16 protein-coding genes are annotated in these 18,380 nt (G+C 54.7%); 15 read left to right on the forward strand and 1 reads right to left on the reverse strand.

The window, feature by feature from the left end:
* Positions 1–11: 11 nt before the first annotated feature.
* From HMPREF1527_RS01090 to ffh, 14 genes are all read left to right on the forward strand, one after another.
* Complete coding sequence (locus HMPREF1527_RS01090; protein ID WP_016476855.1) at positions 12–359, forward strand: Asp23/Gls24 family envelope stress response protein; 348 nt, start codon at positions 12–14, stop codon at positions 357–359.
* Between the two features lie 60 nt (positions 360–419).
* On the forward strand, positions 420–2,093 hold the full coding sequence (locus HMPREF1527_RS01095) for a DAK2 domain-containing protein (RefSeq protein WP_016476856.1): 1,674 nt from the start codon (positions 420–422) through the stop codon (positions 2,091–2,093).
* Between the two features lie 6 nt (positions 2,094–2,099).
* The gene (gene recG, locus HMPREF1527_RS01100; RefSeq protein ID WP_016476857.1) at positions 2,100–4,262 is read left to right on the forward strand and encodes an ATP-dependent DNA helicase RecG; all 2,163 of its coding nucleotides are present in this window, start codon (positions 2,100–2,102) and stop codon (positions 4,260–4,262) included.
* The gene (gene rsmD / locus HMPREF1527_RS01105) at positions 4,259–4,900 is read left to right on the forward strand and encodes a 16S rRNA (guanine(966)-N(2))-methyltransferase RsmD (protein WP_016476858.1); all 642 of its coding nucleotides are present in this window, start codon (positions 4,259–4,261) and stop codon (positions 4,898–4,900) included. The genes recG and rsmD overlap by 4 nt, the downstream gene beginning before the upstream one ends.
* A complete protein-coding gene (gene coaD / locus HMPREF1527_RS01110) occupies positions 4,887–5,396 on the forward strand; it encodes a pantetheine-phosphate adenylyltransferase (RefSeq protein WP_016476859.1) in 510 nt (169 codons plus the stop codon). The genes rsmD and coaD overlap by 14 nt, the downstream gene beginning before the upstream one ends.
* A gap of 119 nt (positions 5,397–5,515) precedes the next feature.
* Positions 5,516–6,013: a hypothetical protein gene (locus HMPREF1527_RS01115; protein ID WP_016476860.1), complete on the forward strand. Its 498-nt coding sequence runs from the start codon at positions 5,516–5,518 to the stop codon at positions 6,011–6,013.
* Between the two features lie 5 nt (positions 6,014–6,018).
* The gene (locus HMPREF1527_RS01120) at positions 6,019–6,675 is read left to right on the forward strand and encodes a DUF177 domain-containing protein (protein WP_016476861.1); all 657 of its coding nucleotides are present in this window, start codon (positions 6,019–6,021) and stop codon (positions 6,673–6,675) included.
* A gap of 160 nt (positions 6,676–6,835) precedes the next feature.
* Positions 6,836–7,015 carry a 50S ribosomal protein L32 gene (gene rpmF / locus HMPREF1527_RS01125; protein ID WP_016476862.1) on the forward strand — a complete coding sequence of 60 codons (180 nt, stop codon included), beginning with the start codon at positions 6,836–6,838 and terminating at the stop codon, positions 7,013–7,015.
* 71 nt (positions 7,016–7,086) lie between these two features.
* On the forward strand, positions 7,087–8,076 hold the full coding sequence (gene plsX / locus HMPREF1527_RS01130) for a phosphate acyltransferase PlsX (protein ID WP_016476863.1): 990 nt from the start codon (positions 7,087–7,089) through the stop codon (positions 8,074–8,076).
* A gap of 128 nt (positions 8,077–8,204) precedes the next feature.
* A complete protein-coding gene (locus HMPREF1527_RS01135) occupies positions 8,205–8,441 on the forward strand; it encodes an acyl carrier protein (RefSeq protein WP_016476864.1) in 237 nt (78 codons plus the stop codon).
* A 17-nt stretch (positions 8,442–8,458) separates the two neighbouring features.
* Positions 8,459–9,190 carry a ribonuclease III gene (rnc, locus tag HMPREF1527_RS01140; RefSeq protein ID WP_035433594.1) on the forward strand — a complete coding sequence of 244 codons (732 nt, stop codon included), beginning with the start codon at positions 8,459–8,461 and terminating at the stop codon, positions 9,188–9,190.
* A gap of 10 nt (positions 9,191–9,200) precedes the next feature.
* On the forward strand, positions 9,201–12,755 hold the full coding sequence (smc, locus tag HMPREF1527_RS01145; protein ID WP_016476866.1) for a chromosome segregation protein SMC: 3,555 nt from the start codon (positions 9,201–9,203) through the stop codon (positions 12,753–12,755).
* Positions 12,755–13,660, forward strand: coding sequence for a signal recognition particle-docking protein FtsY (ftsY, locus tag HMPREF1527_RS01150; protein WP_016476867.1), 906 nt, complete (start codon positions 12,755–12,757; stop codon positions 13,658–13,660). The genes smc and ftsY overlap by 1 nt, the downstream gene beginning before the upstream one ends.
* The gene (ffh, locus tag HMPREF1527_RS01155; RefSeq protein ID WP_016476868.1) at positions 13,660–15,039 is read left to right on the forward strand and encodes a signal recognition particle protein; all 1,380 of its coding nucleotides are present in this window, start codon (positions 13,660–13,662) and stop codon (positions 15,037–15,039) included. The genes ftsY and ffh overlap by 1 nt, the downstream gene beginning before the upstream one ends.
* Before the next feature lie 81 nt (positions 15,040–15,120).
* Here the strand turns inward: ffh and HMPREF1527_RS01160 are convergent, their stop codons facing one another.
* Positions 15,121–16,968: a L,D-transpeptidase family protein gene (locus HMPREF1527_RS01160; RefSeq protein WP_016476869.1), complete on the reverse strand. Its 1,848-nt coding sequence runs from the start codon at positions 16,966–16,968 to the stop codon at positions 15,121–15,123.
* A 122-nt stretch (positions 16,969–17,090) separates the two neighbouring features.
* On the opposite strand from HMPREF1527_RS01160, the gene HMPREF1527_RS01165 reads away from it, so the two are divergent.
* Entirely contained in the window at positions 17,091–18,077 is a 987-nt protein-coding gene (locus tag HMPREF1527_RS01165) for an RNA methyltransferase (RefSeq protein ID WP_016476870.1), read from the forward strand.
* Positions 18,078–18,380 lie beyond the last annotated feature (303 nt).

An 18,380-nucleotide genomic window follows, 5' to 3' on the forward strand; every position in this document is an offset into this window, starting at 1 on the left:
AGTATACGAACATGGTTTCCACTGTTCCAGGAACGCTCAGGGTTTCAAATGATTGCATTGCTGACCTTGCAGGGTACGCTGCCCTTGAGTGCTACGGCGTTGTCGGCATGGCGGTTATTGACGAGCAAGCCGGAGTTGCAAGGCTGCTCCCCGAATATCGACTTCGCAAGGGTATTGATGTTTCATCCTCGCCGCAGGGTGTGAGCGTTGATTTGCACGTTGTAGTTGAGCAGGGTGTCAATATGGCGTCTGTGGTTGACAATCTTTCAGCGTCTGTGAAATTCTTGCTTCGCCAGATTGCCGAGCTCAATACCGTTGAAGTAACTGTCCACATCGAGGCGATGCGCGCTTCTCGCTAACGTTTCTTGCGCGTTCGCGCGGATATGTTGCACACGATTAAGGAACTGAGGTCTTCAAAGATGATTTCAACCGTCGTCCGCTCTTGCTTTCCGGCCGCCGCTCTGGCCGTAGCCGATAAGGCTGAAGAAATTAACAAGCTCAATGTCTTTCCCGTACCGGATGGCGATACGGGCACCAACATGTCCTTGACGTTGGGTACGGTCGTTCGCGAGGTACAAGATCTTCCGGCAGACGCCTCCATGGAGGATATCGCTAAAGCAATTACTCACGGTTCTCTGATGGGCGCTCGCGGGAATTCTGGCGTTATTACCAGCCAGATTCTTCGTGGAGTTGCCGAGGGGCTGTGCGATGTGAAGAATCCAGCGCATATTACGCCGAAAGATATCGCTCACGCGTTTCGCCGCGGTAAGGAAGTGGCCTTCAAAGCGGTCCGTAAGCCGGTTGAAGGTACCATCCTTACCGTTTTGAAGGATGTTTCCGCCAAGGCTGATTCGCTTGAGAAATCCAAGCTGACGCCTGTTGAAGTGCTTGATGCGCTGGTGGTTGAAGCCTATGAATCAGTCGCGCGCACTCCGGACTTGCTGCCTGTTTTGAAGGAAAACGGCGTAGTTGACTCTGGAGCCTTTGGATTTGCAACGTTTTTTGAAGGTTTTGTGAACGCGGTTCAAGGCAAGACGGAGCTGTCCGAATTTAAGACGACAGTCGGTACCGATGACGCGAAAGCGGCGGCTCACGCCAAAGTCTCCATTGAGCTGAATGATGACTGGGAAGGTTCTGAGTTCCGCTACTGCAATGAGTTTTTGTTCCATGCCGATGACGCTTCCTTTGATGAAAGCGCCGCCCTTGATTTTCTTGCGACTATGGGCGACTGTGAGCTTTTAGTGGGCACAAATCCCGACTATAAGGTTCATGTGCACTCCAATACGCCCGATAAGGTCTTGCGCTACATGCTTCAGTATGGCCAGATTTTTGAGGTCTTTATCCACAATATGGATCTTGAGGCCAAAGAGCGCACCGAAAAGATTGCTGAGGACAAAAAGACTGTAGAGGCTGTCAATGCCCCCCGCAAGCACCTGGGCTTTGTCGCGGTCTGCGCGGGCAGCGGTTCTGAGTCCATCTTGAAGTCGCTCGGTGTCGACGTTGTCGTTTCCGGCGGTCAGACCATGAACCCGTCAACTGCCGATATCTTGAGCGCTATCGATCAGGCTCACGCTGACAATGTCATCGTCTTGCCCAATAACTCAAACATTCGCATGGCTGCTGAAGCCGCCGCTTCAGCGTGCGAGGGCACAAAGGTTGCGGTCATTCCGACAAAGTCGGTCCTTCAGGCGTTCGCGGCAATGTTCGCCGTTGAGCTTGACGCCTCTCTTGAGGATAACGTACAGACAATGACCGACGCGTTTGCCGCGATTCGCTATGGCGAGGTTACTACCGCGGTTCGAGATTCCGCCGCTTCCGACGGCACGCCCATCCATAACGGCGATGTTATGGGAATCCAGGGAGGGTCCATTGACGTTGTCGGCAATGACATTGATGAGGTGACTATCGGTCTTATCAAAAAGATGCAGGAAGAAGAGGAGGGGGATACCCTGACTATTCTTGCCGGCTCTGATATGGATGAAGAGCACTTCTCGGCGCTGACCGCGCGTATCGAGGAAGCCCTTCCTGACTTGGAAATTGACGCACACCGTGGTGAGCAGCCCCTCTATCCCGTTATCTTCTCCCTTGAGTAGGTCTTAATGGGTTCTCGCCCCAGCATAGGTGAGGCGTCCGATCGGATTCGTCGCACCTGCTCGCTTACTGATGAGGTAGGCCGTCTTCGTTATGTCAGTGCAAACCGTGCCGAGGCGCTTGAGCGTCTCGGCATTTCGCGCGTACGCGATCTTTTTCTGCATGTGCCCCATCGCTACCTTGATTTTTCAACGGTGGCGAAGATTGCCTTTACCACGGTGGGCACCGACGCGACGGTAGTGGCGAAAGTAGAGCGGATAGCGACAAAGCGGCCTCGATCCCGTATGAGTATTGTGGAAGTGGAGGCTTCGGATGAAACGGGCGTGATGACGGCCGTCTTTTTCCGTCAGCCGTGGGTCGCCGACCAACTTCACGAAGGCGATGAAGTCGCCTTTTCCGGCACCATGACGTTTGCCTACGGATTTCGTCAGATGAAAGCTCCCTTTTATGAGGTCATTGCTACTGAGGAGGAGAAAAAGAAGCCTCGGGCTCAGATTCTTCCCGTACATCCCGCCACCGAAGGCGTAAGTCCCGCATGGATGAGGCGTATCATGTCGGCGGCTCTTGCGGATGTGGGCGACATATGCGATTGGCTTCCCGCCAAACTGTGCGCGGCGCGCGGTTTCATGACGCTTGCCCGAGCTCTTCGAGAAGTTCACTTTCCCACGTCCCTGGCTCTGGCCGAGCAAGCGCGCCGCCGTCTCGCCTATGATGAGCTTCTCTGTCTCCAACTGGCGCTTTTGGCGAGAAGAACCGTTGAGCTTGCAGGGGATACACCCTTTGCTCACACGACAGATGGCCCCCGAAAGCAAGCTCTTCTCGCCGCTCTGCCGTTTGAGTTGACCGCAGAACAGCACGCTGCCGTCCACGATATCCTTTGCGATATGGAGGATCCTCAGATTATGAATCGCCTGCTGTTAGGCGATGTTGGAACGGGAAAAACGGCTGTAGCGGCCGTGGCGCTCGCGGCGGCCGCTGATTCTGGTACACAGGCGGCTATGATGGCACCGACGTCAGTGCTGGCGCAGCAATACGCAGAAAAGCTCGGACCGCTGCTGACAGCCTCAAAAATTTCATGGGCGCTGGTGACGGGCTCGACACCTCCTCAAAAACGCGCTGAGATTGCCCAACGTGTTCTAGCCGGTGATACCACCGTGGTTTTTGGAACCACAGCCCTGCTTTCAGAAACTATGGACTTCAAGCGTCTGACCCTGGTGGTCATAGACGAACAGCATCGCTTTGGCGTTGATCAGCGTGCGGCGCTGAGAAAGAAGGGGACAGGCGTTGACCTTCTCGCCATGACCGCCACTCCTATTCCGCGTACCCTCGCGCTTTCCGTCTACGGCGACATCGCCATGACGCGCTTTGCACAGAGGCCGCACGCGGGAGCAGGGGTTACAACGAAGATTTTGACGAGCAACAACCTCGATCTTGCATACGGCGCGATACGCGATGCTGTGGTCGCCGGCCGGCAGGCGTATGTGGTGTGCCCGCTTGTCGATGACTCCGATGAAGGAGCCGATCTGGACGACCTTCCGGAGAACGTTCAAACAAAAACAAAGATGCACTCCGCCCTTGCCACGCAGGTAACGCTGCAGCGCGAGGTATTTTCTGATATGCGCGTTGGAGTTCTGACAGGGCGCATGTCCGTTGCCGAAAAAGATGAGACTATGGCTGCTTTTCGTGCGGGGACGGTTCAGATTTTGGTTTCAACAACCGTCATTGAAGTCGGCGTTGACGTGCCCAACGCAACTGTCATGCTCATCTACAATGCGGACCGCTTTGGCCTTGCGACTCTGCACCAGTTGCGAGGTCGTGTCGGCCGAGGTGATATGGCAGGAGAAGTGTTTTTGAACTCCGACGCGAAGCGCGGCACGCCGGCGCGCAAGCGCCTTGCGGCCCTTGAGGCGACTTCAGACGGATTCAAGCTGGCTGAGCTTGATTTGAAGCTGCGCCGTGAGGGTGAGACGCTGGGGTACCGCCAATCCGGCGCGACAACACTCAAGATTTCCGATTTGTATGGAGATGGTGACCTGATAGAGGCCGCCTACAAGGACGCGCGTTCGCTGTATCGGCGCGATCCGCAGCTCAAGGACCCTGTGCATCAGACCATGGGTCTTGAGGCGCGTGATCGTTTTGGTGCGTATTTTGAAGAGTTGGGGCGCGCATGAGGATAGTTGGAGGAAAGTGGCGCGGACGCGTCATTGAAGCGCCTCAAGGCCGAGGCACCACACGCCCCACAACCGATCGCACCCGTGAGGCAGTCACGTCTTCTATTTTGTCGGCGGCGGGACTCAATCTGTCCGGCAAGAGGGTCCTTGACGCGTTCGCAGGATCTGGCGCTTTGGGGTTTGAGCTTCTCTCTAGGGGAGCGGCCCATGTAACCTTTGTTGACAAAGACCGCAAGACCGCCGACCTCATACGAAAGAACGCGCGAACGCTTGGCGCCGGTGCGCAAGAAGCGCGTATTGTGTGCGGAGACGCGCTGTGCTTGTCGGCACGCAAAACGCTTCCGGGCGGCCCTTTTGATATCGTGCTTTTAGATCCTCCGTATGCCGTAGAAGCGCAAAGGATTGCCGAGTTTCTCGTCAACGTGGACGGCGCGGACGCGCTTACGCCGCGCGCACTGGTTGTGTACGAGCATCACGATAAGGCGCCCGGCATGTCCGTAGGTGGCGTGGATCTTATTAAATCCAAGCGCTACGGGATTGCCCGCGTTGATCTCATGATAAAGTCAAAGACCGTCCGCGCTGTGCCTGACGGCGAGAAGAGCGGTCCACGTGAAGGGGAGAGCAGTGAACAGCATTAATCATGTAGTGGTTCCGGGTACCTTTGATCCGGTGACCAATGGACACCTCGACGTTATCAGAAGGGCTGTCCGCTTATTTGACAAGGTAACGGTTGCGGTGGCTGTTTCTCGCGATAAGCGAGGTACGGGCACTACGTTTTCCCTTGAAGAGCGGGTGAAGATGATCCAGGACGCGCTTCTCGAGGCGGATATTGAAGGCGTGGAAGTAAGACCCATGGATGGTCTTCTTGTGGAGTTTTGCCGTCTGTGCGACGCCGGCGGTGTAGTCAAAGGCCTTCGCGCCATGACGGATTTTGAGTATGAGCTGCAGCAGGCTGACCTGAACGCGCATCTCGCGCCTGATCTTGAATCCATATTTGTCATGTCCAGCCCTGAATATGGGTACGTTTCGTCTTCCATCGTGCGGGAGATCGCGTTGATGGGCGCTGATGTGTCCTTGTTGGTTCCTACATGTGTCGCCCAAAAGTTGTTGGCTTTGCGTAATTCCCAAAAATAAAGCGGGCTGCCTAGCGAATTAAACATATTCTGTTACCATTCTTAAAAAGGTGCATTATGTAATGGGGCTAGTTGCTGTCATAATGTAGCTGTTCTGTAGATGTATGAAAGGAGCCCTGGATGCAGCCGGGTGAGGAAATCGAGAGCCTCGTAGCTGAGCTTGAACAGCTCGTCAGTGAGGCAAAGTCGCCGTTTATGGACGCGGGTCAGAAAAAGATTATTGACGCCCAGGACTTCTATGAGCTTTTGGACGAAATCCGCCGTGTCTTTCCTGAAGAGTTCACAACGGCCCGCCGCATCATCAAGGAAGAGAATGAGACGCTTGAGCGCGCTCGCACACAGGCCGAATCTATCATCGCCGATGCGCAGCAACAGGCAATGATTTTGGCCGGCGATCAGGAAGTGGTGCGTCTCGCGCAACAGCAGGCTGATGGCGTCCGCGATCAGGCTGATCAATACGAGCGCGACACGCGGTATAACGCTGAAGAGTACGCTGACACCGTTCTTGCGCACCTGGAAGAGAACCTGAAGTCGCTTACTAATTCCGTATCTCGCGTGCGCCAGACCCTTGACGAGAATTCCGGTCCTCATAACACCACCAACACCGTTTCCTGGTAGCACCGATGAAACCCATAATCGTTGCAATTGACGATCGCTTGGCAAACCCGGGCGATACCCTGTCGCTTGCGGGCCATCTTGACGAGGAGAGCTACGCCCTCGGTGAGCATGAGTTTTGCCTGCCTCACGGCATTGAGTATGACCTTGTTCTGACGAATGCGGGCGAGGGCATCTTGGTTACGGGCATACTCAAGACATGCGCCGTTGGAGAATGTGACCGGTGTCTTGCTCCCGCCTCGATGGATATCGCAGCGGAGGTTGACGAATACTATCTTTTTGAAGAACCCGAGCATCCCGCTGATGATGAAGATGAAGCCGACTATTCGCTTGTGTCATCCGACAAGACCATTGACCTTGCAGGCGCGCTGCTCCCTTCGCTTGTGATGGAAACGCCCTTTGTGGTGCTGTGCAAGCCTGATTGCAAGGGGCTTTGTCCGGTTTGTGGCGCCAATCTCAACGAAGAGGATTGCGGACATGCAGCGCAGGTGAACCGCACGCGGAGCGAGGAGCGTTTGGACAGCAATCCCTTCTCGGTATTGGCTGGCCTTACCTTTGATGATGAGAAGAACTCCGAAGAAAGCGTTGAAGACAGCGCTGAAGAAGGCGCCGAAGACAGCACCAAAGAAAGCGTTGAAGGTAGGGACTCCGACTCAAAGCGGTGATTGCGTAAAAACTACGTTGCGCAAAGCTACAAATCTGAATAAATTGCGCTTTTGCGTCCAAAATGCCCTCATGCGTGGTATAGTATCCAACGCATGAAATTAGATGGGTCGCGTCCTAACAGGTATGGGACGCTCGCAAGAAAGTAAGAGAGGTTCCAAGATGGCAGTACCTAAGCAAAAGAAGGGTCGCGGCGCTACCCACACTCGTCGTTCCGCAAACAGCAAGGTTGCAACTCCTGCTCGTTCCATTTGTCCGGAGTGCGGCGCTCCCAAGCTTCCTCATCACGTTTGCCCCAACTGCGGCCATTACAAGGCTCGTGAGGTTGTTGTTACCGAGTAGTTCTCAAACAGCGTAAGAGTAAGGAGGCTGTCCCGCTTGGGTCGGCCTCCTTTTCTATAAAGGGGGAACGTATGCCCACTACCGTTTGCGTTGATGTTATGGGTTCAGATCAAAGTCCTGAGGTGGTTCTCGCGGGAGTCGCGCAGGCTCTTGAGAAAGACCCTGAACTCGAAGTCCTTCTCGCCGGAGCTGATGAGTTTGTGACGCCCTTTGCCGAGAAGAACGTTCGTGCTCACGCTCTTGTTACCACTGAAGTTATCGGCATGGACGAGCATCCGGCAGACGCGGTGCGTCAAAAAAAGGACGCGAGCATTGTGCGCGCCGCGGCGGCAGTGCGCGCTGGCAAGGCGGCGGGACTTTTTTCCGCTGGTTCAACAGGTGCGGTGCTGACGGCGGCTACCTTCGGCATCGGGCGCATCAGGGGAATAAAGCGTCCCGCGCTGGCGCTCCTTCTGCCCGGCCTTCACGGACATCAGGCTGTATTTCTTGATACGGGAGCAAACGCTGACGTAAAGCCTGAAATGATGGTGGACTTTGCCCGCATGGGCAAGGCGTATGCGCAGGTAGCGCTTGGTATCGCTGAGCCCTCTATCGGTCTTCTCACCAACGGATCGGAAGAAACTAAGGGCTCTGCGCTGACACTTTCCTATCACGAGGCTCTCGCAAGCTCAACTGTCGGCTTTTCCGGCAATGCCGAAGGTGTTGATTTGTTGGGCGACCGGTTTGATGTTATTGTGGCGGACGGTCTTACGGGCAATGTGGCTCTCAAGACGATTGAGTCTACCGGCAAGTTTATTTTGAGCCGTATCAAAGATTCGGTGAAATCCTCAAAAAAGGCGGCGCTCGGAGCGCTTCTGCTCAAAGACGCTCTCAAGCAAACGGCCGGTGAGCTCTCAGGTGATATGGTAGGAGGAGCCGTTCTTCTCGGCCTTTCCGCTCCTGTCATCAAGGGACATGGTTCCACAAGCGCCGGAGCGGTATGTGCTGGTACGCTTGCGGCTGCCACCGCGGCTCATGGAAATCTTGTGGGGAAAATCGCGGAAGCGGTTCAGGCTGACTAGCTCTTTCAGGTCGACCGGTTCTTCTAAACTGAGTAGTTCTTTCAGGTTGGTTGGTTCTCGCGTCTTTCTGGCAGCAACACGGGTAAAATTGCGTTGTCAATGTTCTGCGTTTGCGCAAGGAGGGCGTAATGGCAAATTCCGAAACACTTGATAAAGTAATTGCTCTTGTTCGAGAAACCCTTGATATTGATGAGGACACTGAGCTTGACGAGACAACCTCATTTAAGGATCTCGGCGCTGACTCGTTTGATTTGCTGCAGTTGGTCACCGATCTTGAGCAGGAATTTGACATGACATTTGATGCTGAATCGCTAAGCGATGTTGCCACTATTGGTGACGCCGTCGAAGCTATCGAAGAAGCGTAAAGATTGGTGCTTTGAGTTTGAAATTACATGAGCGTGTGCGTGCAGTTGAAGACATCTGCAGCCACAAATTTACACATAAAGATATTATCGAAGCCGCTCTCACGCATCCGTCCGCGGTAGAAGGCAAGCCTGTGTCCGCTTCGTATGAGCGCCTTGAGTTTTTGGGAGATTCCATTTTGGGCGCTATTGTTGCCACTGACCTCTTTGAGCGATATCCGGGTATGGACGAAGGTGAACTTACCCGCCTGAAAACCTCTCTTGTTTCAGGACACACGCTTTCCATTGTGGCAAAAGCACTCGGTATCGAGCCGCTTATTGTCATGGGAGTGTCTGAAAAAGGTACTGGAGGCCGCGGCATGCGTTCCGCGCTTGAAAACGTCTACGAGTCCATTGTTGGCGCGCTGTACCTTGACGCGGGGTACGAGCCGACTCATGAGTTTGTCATGAGGACTTTAGGGCCGCATATCTCTCCTTCGCTTGCTGAGCGTTCGGTAAGTCCGAAGTCTCGCCTTCAGGAGGCGGTGCAGGCAAATGGAAAATGCACGCCCGAATACGAACTGATTGATGAGTCCGGTCCTGCGCACACGCCTACGTTTACCTCAGTCGTATATGTCGATGGCCTCAAGGCGGGACGAGGAGTAGGGTCCTCCAAAAAAGCCGCGGAATCAGCGGCGGCTCAAGACGCCCTCGTGCGGCTTGGCGTTGACAAGAATCCCGTTGATGTTGACGCCGATATGGGCTTGAAGTAGGAGGACGTCGTTGTATCTCAAATCGCTTACCCTCAAAGGCTTTAAGTCCTTTGCCGACAAAACGCACATGGAATTTGACCCCGGCTTAACTGTTGTGGTGGGACCAAATGGTTCGGGCAAATCAAACGTTTCCGATTCGATTCTGTGGGTTTTGGGCGAGCAGAGCGCAAAAATGCTGCGCGGTCAGGCCATGGAAGACGTTATCTTTTCGGGTTCCTCCGCGAGAAACGCGGTCGGCGTTGCGGAAGTGACGCTTCTCTTGGACAACTCCGATCACACGCTTCCCATTGACTTTTCGGAGATTGGAATCACCCGGCGCATGTATCGTTCGGGGGAGTCCGAGTACCTGATCAATGGAGCGCCTGCTCGATTGATGGATATTCAGGATATTCTCCATGATTCCGGTCTTGGCAAGGATACGCATTCCATCATTTCTCAGGGCAAACTCGATTCTATTTTGTCGAGCCGTCCGGAGCAGCGCCGTGAGCTTATCGAAGAAGCGGCTGATATCTCAAAGCATCGCCGCCGCAAGGAACGGGCTGAGCGCAAAATTGCGGCTATGGATGAAAATCTGGCGCGCGCCAAAGTGGTTGCCCGTGAGATTACGCGGCAGCTGCGTCCGCTTGAAAAGCAGGTGGACAAGGCCTCGCGCGCGAAAACACTGCAGGCGCAGTTTACCGAGCTTACTGTTCAGCTGGCTGTGGACGATTTGAGACAGCTTCAGCAAACTCACGCGGAGTTGAGCGTTCGTCAAAAGGAAGCTGACGCTGCTATTGAACTTGCGCGGTATCGCTCTCAAGAAAAGGTGCAGGAGCTCGAAAAACTTCAGTCGCTTCTTGAACAAAAGGGCCTGTTCGTGGGAGATTTGGGCGAGCAGCGCCGCCGTATGCAGGATGTGCTTGGCCGTATGGGCTCTGACATGCGTCTTTTGGAAGAGAAAGGCAAGAACATGGTTTCTCGCCTTTCCGATATGCGTATGCAGCTTTCCGTTATGGGCAGACAGCGCCAAGAGGCTGCCACCGAGTCAGAACAGCTCAAAGACCAGCTCATAGCGTTTTCCGCTCAAGAGACCGAACTCAAAAAAACGCAGGAGTCCCTGCAAGAAATTGCTCAAAAAGCGGCGAGCGGGCGAAAAGAACTTGACCTTGAACTTCAGCGCCTGAGTTCGGAGGAGAAGTCCGCGCGCGCTGTCGCTGACAGGGAAACGCTTGCTTATGTAAAGCTGGAAGAGCACATCACGCACGCAAAGGTTGAGGATGAGATGTACGTCTCTCGTCTGGCGCAAATCAATGAGTCGCTTAAAACGGCGGAAGAAGCCCTCTCGCAAAGCTCAACGCGTGAGCATGAGCTTTCGGCGGCTCTGGAGCTTGCGCGGCGTGAGTCGGAAGCTTTGATTGCTGAGATTTCCGAACATACGTCTGCGCTGGAAGCCGCGCGTGCCGTTGAAGCTGACGCGAAGCGAAAGCTCTCGCAAGCGGAGGCGACATTGACGGCGCTGACGTCACTTGACGTTGAAACGGCAAAAACAAGTCCGCGCGCCGCGGCGCTTGCGGATGATGAGGCCGTTGCTGAGCTTATTGAAAGCCGTCTTGCCGATTGTATTGACGCTGATGAGCGCATTGAGCCCTTGCTTGAACGATTGCTCGGAGATGACTTGGCGGCCTTTGTGGTCGGTTCCGTTTCGGAAGCGGATACGCTTGCCTCCGCCGCGCTCGCGTACAAAGAGGCTGAAGGATGCGCCACGATTGTTTCACGCGCAGCGCGATGCTCTGAGAGCGCGGAGCGCATCGATAAAGACGCTCCCGGCGAGGCGCTCCTTGACAGGATTCATGTGGCCGAATCATCGCGTGCCCTGCTTGAAGCGCTGTTTGGCAGCATGCGAGTGGTTGGCGATGTCAGCGAAGCTCTCGCGGCTCATGAGAAAGCGTCCTTGTGCACATATGTAACGCTTGACGGCGCGATACTCTTTCCTGACGGCCGGCTGAGGATTGGTACGCCTGCTTCTGCGAAAGTGGGCGCTCTTGAGCGCAAGCGTCGTATTCGTGCGCTTGAAAAAGACAGAGGTCATCTAAAGGCAGCTCATGAGGCTGCGATTGCGGCAGTGGCGCAAGCAGAGACAAAGCTTGCCACGGCGCGGGAGAAAAGCGTTGCGGCCCAAGGGGAGGCGGCGCGCCTTTCTGGTGAGCTTACGTCTCTCTCTTCTGAGCGAGGGCGCCTGGAAGGGCAAGTGGCTTCCGCGAAGGCGGAGAAGAGCCAGGTGACAAAGGCTCGTGCGGTCGCGTCTGAACGTGCGCAGGACGCCCATTTTCATATTGAAGAACATAGACAGGCGTCGCATGAGGCGTCTGAGCGTGCGGAGGAGCTTGCTCGACTGCTTTCCGAAACAACCGCCAAGCACGATAAGGCCATTCACGCCCAGGGTAAGGCGTCGCGTGAGCTCTCTGACGCCCGTATGAAATTAGCGATGGCTACTGAGCGCCGGGCAAATCTTGACGCTCGCGCGGCTGAACTGGCAAAGCGTGTGCAAACTCTTGAGCAGCAGATAAACGCGACAGAGCAGTCCTCTCATGCACTCGATGTTATCCGTCTGCGCGTTGACCCGCTCTATGAGCGCTATGAGGCTCTCCACGGGCGCGCGCTTGAATGGGCTTCTCGCCTGAAAGACCGCGCCTCACTTGCGGAGGCGGACTCCGATTCGCTGCGCAAGACTATCGGCGAGGCGAAAGATGCCGTCTCAGCGGCGCAGGCCGAACTTGAGCAGGAACGCTCGCGCGCCAATGACGTTAAGGTTGAAATCGGCCGTCTTGAAGTGCAGGTGGAAAACGCCATTAACGCCATTATCGCAACAGGGGCGGTGCTTGACGAAGCGCTGAAGTTACCGGAACCGGAGGACCGTGCGGCTGCTGAGCGAACGGTTGATCAGCTTAAGCGGCAGCTTGACGGTATTGGTCCTGTCAACGAGGTAGCCATGGATGAATATCAGCGCCTCAAGGAGCGCGCCGATTATATTGGCGAGCAGGTAGCAGATCTTGAGGCTGCGCGCGGCTCTCTCAAAAAAATTACTTCGGCTATCGAGCGCAAGATGCGCAATCGTTTTCTTGTCGTCTTTGAAAAGGTCAATCAAAACTTCTCCGAGATTTTCTCGATGCTCTTTCCCGGTGGGCACGCTCGCATTGAGATGACCGATCCGGAAAACCTTTCCGAGACGGGTATTGAGATTGTGGCTCAGCCTCGCGGCAAACGCATTACCAAGATGATGCTGATGAGCGGTGGCGAGAAGAGTCTCACGGCCTTGGCGCTTCTCTTTGCTGTATATCGGACTCGCACGGTTCCGTTTTACGTATTTGATGAGGTTGAGGCGGCGCTCGATGACGCTAACCTCTCAAAACTGCTTGACGCGATTGAGCAGCTCAAAGAAACAACACAGCTTATCGTTATCTCTCACCAGAGACGCACCATGGAGCAGGCGGATGTTCTGTACGGTGTGTCTATGCAGGCAGATGGCGTAAGTCATGTGGTCTCACAGAGACTTGATCATACGACCGGAAAGGTGGTTGACGCCTGATGGGTTTCATGGACAATCTTCGTCGCGGCCTTGAGCGTTCACGCGAAACGCTCAATGAGATTTTTTATATGGGAGGCGAGGTCACTGAGGATTTTTGGGATGACCTTGAAGACACCCTCGTGATGGGGGATATGGGAGCTGAGGTTGCCATACGCGTTACGGACGACCTCCGCGAACAGGCCGCGCGTGAGAATCTCACGCGGTCGGATCAGCTTCGTCGAGCGCTCATTGAGAGGCTTTCTCGGGAGTTCCCGCGCGCTTCTCGCGATCCCTTCACTGATACGCCGTCGATTGTGCTCTTTGTCGGCATTAACGGCGCGGGCAAGACGACCACGGTGGGCAAGCTGGCAGGACGTGCGAAAGCCGAAGGCAGTCGCGTGCTCATCGGGGGAGCTGACACCTTTCGCGCCGCCGCGATTGAGCAGCTTGAGATATGGGGAGAACGCTCAGGCGTTGAAGTCATTACGCGCGAGCGCGGCGCGGATCCCGCAAGCGTGTGCTATGACGTTATCGATGAGGCCGAGAAGCGCGGCGCTGAGCTGGTGCTTATTGACACGGCCGGACGCCTGCATACCTCCTCTGACTTAATGCGCGAGCTGGCGAAGGTTGTTTCAGTGACGCGTAAGCGTGCGGGCGTGACGTCGGTGAGCGTAGTTTTGGTGATTGACGCTACAACCGGACAAAACGGCCTTAACCAGGCCAAGGAGTTCAATGACGCTCTCGATCTTGACGGTCTTATCGTCACAAAACTTGACGGTACCGCTAAGGGCGGCATAGCCCTTGCCATATCCAACCAGCTTAACCTGCCTATCTATCGCATTGGCGTGGGCGAAGCTCTTGATGATTTGCAAACATTTGATGCGCACGATTTCTGTGAAGCGCTCGTGGGCGAGGGAGTTCAATAATGTTTAACAGCCTGCAGGATCGTCTCCAAGACACGTTTGCCGCTCTACGCGGTAAGGGCCGTCTGACCGAGGATGATATCAACGTCGCCATGCGCGAAATTCGTATGGCACTGCTTGAAGCCGATGTCAACTATCGCGTGGTCAAGAACTTTGTTGCGCGCTGCAAGGAGCAGTGCCTGACGGCTGAGGTGCTTGAGTCTCTTTCTCCCGCTCAAAACGTGGTGCGCATTGTTTTGGATGAGCTGACATCGCTTTTGGGTTCGACCGAGTCAAAGCTGGTACTTGCTCAGAACCGCATTCCGAACGTCATTATGCTGGTCGGCCTGCAAGGCTCCGGCAAGACTACCGCGGCGGCTAAGCTGGCGTACCTCTTGAAGTCCGAGGGCAAGCGTCCGCTTTTGGCGGCCTGTGACGTCCATCGTCCCGCAGCGGCCGATCAGCTTGAGACTCTCGGCGCCGAAATTGAAGTTCCCGTGTATCGCGGAGACGGTCGTGACGCGGTGGCTATTGCCTCTGAATCCATCCACCAAGCCATTGATCACATGAATGACATCGTAATCGTTGATACCGCTGGCCGTCTGCAGATTGATGAAGAGATGATGCAGGAAGCCGTCGCTATCAAGCAGGCTGTCAAACCTGATCAGATTTTGATGGTCGTTGATGCTATGACCGGCCAGGATATCGTCAACGTTGTGACTACCTTTGCCGAGCGCGTGGACTTTGACGGAGTCATCATGTCCAAGCTTGACGGCGATGCTCGTGGCGGCGGCGCGCTTTCCGTCCGCGAGGTGACCGGCAAGCCTATCAAATTTGTTTCTATGGGTGAGAAGCCCGATTCGCTTGAAGTCTTTCATCCGGACCGCATGGCAAAACGCATTCTTGGCATGGGAGACGTTATCTCCATTGTCGAGCAGGCTCAAAAAGTTGCTGATGAAAAGCAGGTTGAAGATGCCGAGCGCATGCTTCGCGAGGGATTTACCATGGATGACCTGCTCAACCAAATGCAGCAAATCCGTAAAATGGGAGGACTTGCCAAACTCATAAGCGCTCTTCCAGGTGGAGATCGCCTGATGGCACAGCAGGGCGGCTTGGATGACAGTTCACTCGGGCGCATTGAGGCCATTATCCACTCAATGACCAGAGAAGAACGTCTGCGTCCCAAAATCATTAACGGACAGCGCCGCAGGCGCATCTCTGCGGGCTCCGGTCGCACCATTCAGGAAGTGAACCAGCTCATCCGCCAGTGGGGCGAGATGAATAAGATGATGGGTAAGATGAAAGCTATGACGCAAAGTGGCAACGCCAAAAAGGGTCGCCGTCAAATGGAAGCCATGATGCGCAACATGGGCTTCGGCGGCAATCAGATGCCTAAGTTTTAAGCCATCGGAAGTCGACGAAAGTTAACGGTTGTGCTGACATCGCGTAAGCATTGTGTAGACGACGAGTAAACGCAGTGGCGGCTATTCGTGGATGACGACAGGGTCGCCGTCTTTTGCAAGCTCAAAAAGTTTTTGCGCGTTGTCGTAGCTTAGATTGATGCAACCGTGGCTTCCGCCTGTCTTGTAAATCTGTCCGCCGAAAGCGCCACGCCAGGGAGCATTGTGAAAGCCAGTGTCCTGGCCTTTGACACCGAGCCAGAAGTCAACCTTGGTATCCCAACCCGGGCGCCCGGATTCATCATTAGGTCCAAGAAGTCGTGCGCCACGAATATGGCTTGTAATATCCCAAACACCTTCAGGTGTATTGTGACGTCCATCAGGAATACCAGTGACTACATCGGCTTCCCAGATGATAGAGCCGCTTTCATCGTACAAGCGCGCATGCTGCTCGGAAATATCAACGTCAATATAGCGCTTGCCCCAATCCTGTTTGCCTGGGTCGTAGGTGACCGCAGACTGCAGACAGGGGACATCAACGGTTGGCTGTACGGCGCCGCTTTTAATGGCGTTGATGAGAGCATCGGCGGTCTTATCACCATCAATGACCCAGCCGTAGTGTCCGCCTGCGACAGTGGTTATCTCTTTGCCGTCGGGCCGCGTGTAGGTACGCGCGGTTCCCTTGGAGTCGAGCTGCTTCGAAAGATCTCCGTGGACGTAATCACGGATGGCCTGTTCATTGAGATTTACGTTAAGGTTTTCGTCAAAACTGGTCCAGCCGGCAACTTGGTCTGCCGTAATCGCTCCTGCGTCGTTGTCGCCGAGTTTGAGTTTTGGTGCGGCAGCAACATATGCGTTAGCTGCGGAGATGGCGGCCTCAATGTTTTCGGAACTTTGAATGACTTTGTTGTCAAGCGTAATGTCTTTGGTAAGGCTGTTCAGCGCGTCACCGATTTCCTGATCCGCCTTATCGGGCAGAATACGCATGGCAATTGCTTGGTCGGACATCGTGAATTTGCCTGTGGAAGAGTTGAAGGTAATGCCACTGTGGTCCTGGCCGCTTGCCGCTTCTTCATTCTCCTTAATGACGCCTGACAGGATTTCTTTGAGCTTGTCATGGTCATATGAGGCGGTACCTGTTGGCTTGAGCTCGCGCGATTTGAAAATCTCGGCCGGCCATGCCCATACGTTTTCTTGCGAGAGGGCGTCGTTTGCATATCCCGTTCCATCGTAGGTCAGGTTGATGTCAGCAGCGCTCAGCTTGACGTCAATTCCCGCTCCGGTGATGTGGCCGCTGTACGAGGCTGTGTCCGATTCAATAGAGGCGGCGAGACTTGAGACGGGCTTCAGTGAATAGTCGATTCCATACACCGTGGTATTCGGCATGAAGATGAAGTGGAAGACAATCACGCCGCCAAGGTAAACGGTAGCAAGCACGGCGAGAAGTACCACGGGGATGAGCCACAGCTTGCGCTTCTTTGTGGGGCCTGCTGGCTTAAGCGCTTCAGGAGGTGTGATGAGAGTCGTCGCTTCAGCGCCGGCGGGCGCTTCTGCGGTTGCGGAGGTGTCGGCGCCGGACGCGGCGGGCGTGGCAGTTTCCGCTGCGGCTGCGGTATCCATTGCGGTTGTAGCGTCGATGAAGGCATCACCGACAGGCGCGCCGTCGTTACCGGCAGGGAAGCCTTTGCCATCGATGCGTGGAAGGACGGACGTGTCTATCTTATAGCGCTCGATGCTTTGGATTGCAGTTTCGGTGCTGTAGGGCTGAGATGCCTGCTCAGCGTCCTTCTCGTCAATACCTTCGTCCTTCTCGTCAATCTCTTGATTGGAAGAAGCCGTTTCGATATCGTCGGATTCGGTAGTATCATCAGGGGAAAGGTGCTTTGGTTGGGCTTCGAGAACCTCATTACTGTCGGCGAAATGCTTAGCCACGCGCGCTCCTGTCTAGCGTCATTCTTGATGGTTATGGTACGTTTGCGTTGAAGGCCGCACCAACGTTTTATTTTACGGCATATACGCGGGAAAGTGCGAAAAAAATTCTTTGGAGATGGAGCATGGGGTCTTTTGTCATAAAGCAGCTGAAATCATTTGACGATTCTCGACTGACGGTCTATTCCCATCTTACCGCTAATCAACTGCGCAGTCGTCTTGATCCGGCTCGAGCGGTCGTCATTTGCGAGACGCCGCTTGTGGTTGAGGTTGCGCTCAAACAAGGCATGACTCCATACAATTTACTTACAGATACTGCACATCTTGAGACTGCCCGAAGACTTTTGGAGTCTATCGGATGGGTTTGCGCGGGCGAGGATGGCGGTGCTGTTGCAGTTTGCGAGGCTTGTGTGGGCATTGCAGCTTGCGAGCCGAGCGGCGACGCTTCAGTCGGCGGGCAGAGCGGTGCTCTCTTAGAAGTGACCAACGCGAGCGCTCCTGTGCCGCTTTTTGTACTCCCTTCAGATGAGCTTGAAAAGCTGACGGGCTATGACGTCATACGCGGATTGTTGGCTGCTATGCGCCGTCCCGCCGGCCTTGCCGTGGATGAGGCGATAACGGGCGCGCGCTCGATTGCAGTGCTTGAGAATCTTGTGGATGTAAGCAACGTTGGGGCAATCTTTAGAAATGCCGCAGCGCTTAATGTAGATGCAATTTTGCTGGCGCCGCGTTGCGCTGACCATCTTTCCAGGCGAGCGATTCGCGTGTCAATGGGTACGGTATTTCAGGTTCCGTGGGCGCAGGTTCCAGAGGAGCTTTGGGTCGATGGCCTTATGCAAGCGCTTCATGCGGAGGGGTTTGTCGCCACAGCGCTGGCACTGAGCGATACGGCGGCGTCTTTGACGGACATCAAGTGCTCTGCGTCAGAAAAGCATGCGTTGTTCTTTGGTTCGGAAGGCTACGGGCTTGACCAGCATACCATTGAGGCTTGCGACCGGGCGGCCATTATTCCTATGGCGCACGAAGTTGATTCGCTTAATGTCGCCGCGTCAAGTGCTGTTGCGTTTTGGGAGCTTTTTGCGAGAAACCATTTTGCGAGAAATCAGCTCTAGCGGCGTGGCATCCACAGCGGGCTCTTTCGCTTGCATTTGTGGCTTTGTGGCTTCGTACCGTGCGGCTTCGAAGTGCAGCTTCACGCGGCCCTAAGGTGCGGCTTCGAAGTGTTTCCAAAAAAGTGCCACAGTTGTGATAAAAATACTTCACAACTCATGGCATTTTTAGGGGATTTATCACAACTGATGCCTTTTTTAGGAGTTTTCATATCACAACTCATGCACTTTTTTGGAAATCACATAGAGATATCGCCCCTAAGTTCTTTTCGCGGCGAGAAGAACTTAGGAAGTACGAGAAACACC

The sequence above is a fragment of the Atopobium sp. oral taxon 199 str. F0494 genome, from assembly GCF_000411555.1.
In the GTDB taxonomy this organism is placed as follows: Bacteria; Actinomycetota; Coriobacteriia; order Coriobacteriales; family Atopobiaceae; genus Lancefieldella.

Coding starts and splice junctions, on each gene's coding strand:
- HMPREF1527_RS01090 (WP_016476855.1), top strand. CDS start 12: ATGGTTTCCACTGTTCCAGGAACGCTCAGGGTTTCAAATGATTGCATT.
- HMPREF1527_RS01095 (WP_016476856.1), top strand. CDS start 420: ATGATTTCAACCGTCGTCCGCTCTTGCTTTCCGGCCGCCGCTCTGGCC.
- recG (WP_016476857.1), top strand. CDS start 2,100: ATGGGTTCTCGCCCCAGCATAGGTGAGGCGTCCGATCGGATTCGTCGC.
- rsmD (WP_016476858.1), top strand. CDS start 4,259: ATGAGGATAGTTGGAGGAAAGTGGCGCGGACGCGTCATTGAAGCGCCT.
- HMPREF1527_RS01115 (WP_016476860.1), top strand. CDS start 5,516: ATGCAGCCGGGTGAGGAAATCGAGAGCCTCGTAGCTGAGCTTGAACAG.
- HMPREF1527_RS01120 (WP_016476861.1), top strand. CDS start 6,019: ATGAAACCCATAATCGTTGCAATTGACGATCGCTTGGCAAACCCGGGC.
- rpmF (WP_016476862.1), top strand. CDS start 6,836: ATGGCAGTACCTAAGCAAAAGAAGGGTCGCGGCGCTACCCACACTCGT.
- plsX (WP_016476863.1), top strand. CDS start 7,087: ATGCCCACTACCGTTTGCGTTGATGTTATGGGTTCAGATCAAAGTCCT.
- HMPREF1527_RS01135 (WP_016476864.1), top strand. CDS start 8,205: ATGGCAAATTCCGAAACACTTGATAAAGTAATTGCTCTTGTTCGAGAA.
- ftsY (WP_016476867.1), top strand. CDS start 12,755: ATGGGTTTCATGGACAATCTTCGTCGCGGCCTTGAGCGTTCACGCGAA.
- ffh (WP_016476868.1), top strand. CDS start 13,660: ATGTTTAACAGCCTGCAGGATCGTCTCCAAGACACGTTTGCCGCTCTA.
- HMPREF1527_RS01165 (WP_016476870.1), top strand. CDS start 17,091: ATGGGGTCTTTTGTCATAAAGCAGCTGAAATCATTTGACGATTCTCGA.